General features: G+C 40.7%; 1 pseudogene. It reads left to right on the top strand.

The window, feature by feature from the left end:
• Nucleotides 1-104: 104 nt before the first annotated feature.
• Nucleotides 105-4,354 (top strand): annotated as a pseudogene (locus ACFINL_RS09370) (hypothetical protein); the annotation flags it as partial.

Below are 4,354 nucleotides of genomic sequence, written 5' to 3'. Positions count from 1 at the left end.
AGCAATGATCCTCTACTCTAAATTCCAAAGGGATCAATAATGCTAAAATGTGTCTTTTTTATGTTTTGGAGGTGTTTTTAAGTTTTTTCATTGGAGAGTTTGTTATGAAAAAATTATATGCCCCACAAGCTGCGAGTGAATTAAAACGTTCTCGTTTTTCTTTTGTTAAAGTTCTTTCGTTGGCTATAGCGGCTACATTCTTATCGAATGTTACGCCTGTTTTTTCAGCAAATCCTGATTTTAGAAACACGTTTCTTGAAGGTGTAAAAAGTGCTGGTGTATCTTATCCACAAAGCCTTCTCTCTGTTGCTGGTTTGAATGCTTCTGAAGATTATGCAAATTTTTTAACCAAAACCTTTTCTGGTAAGGGTGATAAGAGTCCTATCGTAAATGTTCTTGCGGAAGATAGCAAAAATTTATTGGTAAGAACCCTAGGTACAGACGAGCAATATAAAAAGTCTCTCATTAGTCCACGGTCGCTTGTTCGTGATAGCTCTACAGCCCAACAGTTTGCAGGGAATAATGAGAATGCAATCCCTGTTAATGTTTCTGACCTTTTGCGGGGCGGAACTGCAGGAATGCAACGTTCTCAAAATAACAATATTATTTTGGGTAGTGGGATTAATTATACAAACAGCAAGTGGGGTGTTTTTATTGGTGACGATGTGGTTGGTAGTGTTGATGGGAGAGGTGTATACGGTTCTGTTGCTATCGGGTACAGAGCAAAAGCTGGTGATGGTTGGAGTACTGTTATTGGTTATATGGCAGAGTCACCTAAGGGCGCGTATGGTTCTGTCGTTTTAGGGCGGGGGGCAAAAACGGAAGGTGTTTATAGCATTGCAATCGGTGGTGTTGGAGCTACTGATGACCCTAAAGGAATACAGAATATTGATGAAAAAAATAGAGTACTTGCAACTGGTGATTATGCAATGGCTCTTGGTTATGGCGCGAAGAATTATGCAGAAAAGGGGATTGTTCTTGGTTACAATGCATCTGTAACAAAGGAGGCGCTGTATAGTATTGCTATAGGTTCCATGTCTTACGCTTTTGCTCCAAGCAGTATCGCAATAGGTGCCAGTTCTATAGTTTCTGTACAAGGTGGTGTTGCTATAGGAAGTAATGTTATCGCTGATAGGGCTCTAGGTCTTCCAGGATATGCTTCTTCGCTGCAGGGGGCGACAAAAAGCACTGAAGCGCAATGGAAAAGTACGCAGGGTGCCGTTAGTGTTGGTAGCAAAAGTACGGGCGTGACGCGGCAGATTATAGGTGTAGCAGCTGGTAGTGACCCTACTGATGCAGTAAATGTTGTACAGTTAAAAGACTTAGAAAGTGTCGTGAGAAATGGCGGTTGGAAACTATCTGTTGGGGGTAAGGATGGTAAGAGCGTTATCATGGACAGCGCGGTAGATTTTTCCGCTGGAAGTACAAATCTTACGATTACAAAAGGCAAAGATGACAATAATATAAAATTTGATCTAGCTAAGGAAATCGCAGTCAATAAAGTAACTGCAGGAAGCAGTACCTTAGACGCAACGGGCTTAGTGATTACAGGTGGACCGAAAATAATCATTTCTGGGATAGATGCTGGGGGTAAAAAGATTACAGGAGTGTCTGATGGCACTGGAGCGAACGATGCAGTTAATTTTTCACAGTTAAGCAAAACCAATGAGAGTCTTTCGTCCACAGCGAGAAATCTGGAAACGGCTATGGCCAATACATCAAAATATTTTGGTGGAGGTGCAGGAGTTGCTGGTTCTGCTATGACGGGACCAACTTATAACTTATCCAAGATTGATACAAAGGGTAATATAACAGAGGGCTCTTTTAAAGATGTTGGTAGTGCATTTACTGGTCTTGATACAAATATCAAGAATGTGAATGCACGGATTAAAGAAGTTTCTGAAGGAGTAGCACAGGATTCTTTGTTATGGAATGATGAGGTCAATGCCTTTGTAGCGCGTCATGAGAAGAAGCAAGAAGAAAAAGGCAGAGTTGTAAGGACACAGGAAAACAGTAGAATTACGTTTCTAGAAAAGGCTGAGATCAGCCCCGGCTCAACGGATGCTGTCATTGGTAGTCAACTTTATGCAATGGGTAACACGCTTGCAACCTATTTTGGTGGTGGTGCTGGTTATGATGAAGTGGGCATATGGAAAGCACCGGATTTCAAGATCAAGCAGTTTAGTGAGGATGGTACTTCTTTTGACAAGAACTATACGAATGTAGCTGATGCACTTACAGGTGTTGGAAGTTCTATCACGAATGTTCAGAATAAATTGACTGAACAGGTTAATAATGTGATTACCAAAGTGGAAAGCGAGAGCTTTGTTCAGCAAGATAAGACAACGAGTCGTCTCACTATTGGAGATGCAGTAGAAGGTAGTGAAATCAACATTGCCAACAGTAAGAAAGAAGACCGGACACTTTCAGGTGTTGGGGAAGCAAAGAACAATAATGACGCTGTTAACAAAAGCCAGCTTGATAGCAATATCAAGAATGTCAATGATAATGTAACAAATAAGTTTAGCGAACTTACTAAAAACATAACGAATATTACTCAGCAAGTTAAAGGTGATGCTTTGTTATGGAATGATGAAGCCAATGCCTTTGTAGCACGTCATGAGAAGAAGCAAGAAGAAAAAGGCAAAGCTGTCAGGACACAAGAAAACAGTAGAATTACGTTCCTTGCAAATGGTGAGATTAGCGCTACATCAACAGATGCCGTAACGGGTAGTCAGCTTTATTCGCTGAACGAACAACTTGCAACCTATTTTGGTGGTGGTGCAGGTTATGATAAAGAGGGCAAATGGAAAGCACCGGATTTCAAGATCAAGCAGTTTGGTGAGGATGGTACTTCTTTTGACAAGAATTATCAGAATGTAGCAGATGCACTTGCCAGTGTTGGAAGTTCTATCACGAATGTTCAGAATAAATTGACTGAACAGGTTAATAATGTGATTACCAAAGTGGAAAGCGAGAGCTTTGTTCAGCAAGATAAGACAACGAGTCGTCTCACTATTGGAGATGCAGTAGAAGGTAGTGAAATCAACATTGCCAACAGTAAGAAAGAAGACCGGACACTTTCAGGTGTTGGGGAAGCAAAGAACAATAATGACGCTGTTAACAAAAGCCAGCTTGATAGCAATATCAAGAATGTCAATGATAATGTAACAAATAAGTTTAGCGAACTTACTAAAAACATAACGAATATTACTCAGCAAGTTAAAGGTGATGCTTTGTTATGGAATGATGAAGCCAACGCCTTTGTAGCACGTCATGAAAAGAGCAAAGAAGAAAAAGGCAGAGCTGTAGCCACTCAAGATAACAGCAAAATTACGTTTCTTTTAGATGGTGATGTTTCTAAAGATTCAACGGATGCTGTCACGGGTGGACAGCTTTATTCGCTGAACGAACAACTTGCAACCTATTTTGGTGGAGGTGCAGGTTATGATAAAGAGGGCAAATGGAAAGCTCCAAGTTTTAAGGTTAAGACAGTTAAGGATGATGGTAACTCTGAAGAGATAGACTATGGCAATGTGGCGGATGCTTTGGCTGGAGTTGGTAATTCTTTCACAAATATTAGAAATGAGATCAGCAAAGAGATTAATAATGAGATTGCCAATGTGAAAGGTGAAAGCCTTGTCAAGCAGGATAGGATGGGTCTTATTACTATTGGTGCGGAAAGAGGCGGCAATAAAATCAATATTTTAAATCGAGATGGTGATGCTCGAATTCTTTCTGGTGTTAAGGCAGCGCAAAATGGGGACGAGGCAGTCAATAAAGCGCAGCTTGATGCAAGTCTGAAGGATCTTTCCAGCAGCCTTCAGTCAGAAGATTCAGCAGTGGTTCTCTACGATAAAAAAGAAGACGGAATAGTTGACTATAGCAGTGTGACTTTAGGCAAAGGTAAGGATGCAGGACCAGTTGCACTTCATAATGTCAAAGATGGTGTCATTGGTGAGAGTTCATATGATGCGATTAATGGTAGTCAGATCAATACAATTTCTCAGGATTTAGCTAAGTTTCTTGGTGGAGAAGCATCCTTTAAAGAGGGTGTTTTTACAGTTCCGACTTATAAAATCTCTAATGTTTCTGACGATGGTACAGTAACGACTAATTCACATAACGATGTTGGTAGCGCCTTTGCGGGTCTTGATACGAGTGTCAAGAATGTGAACACTCATCTGTCTAATGAGGTCAAAAAGTTTGATGAAAAACTAAGTAATATTACGCAAGCAGTTCAAGGCGATGCATTGTTATGGGGCAAGACTAAAGGTGCGTTTGTAGCGACGCATGGGGACAATAAAGAGAACAGCAAGCTTACATCACTTGCAGCTGGCTCTATAGTATCAGG

Origin of the sequence: Bartonella sp. AA78NXGY, assembly GCF_042197005.1 — a bacterium.
Classification (GTDB): Bacteria; Pseudomonadota; Alphaproteobacteria; order Rhizobiales; family Rhizobiaceae; genus Bartonella.
This window is presented reverse-complemented; position numbering and strand designations above follow the sequence as displayed.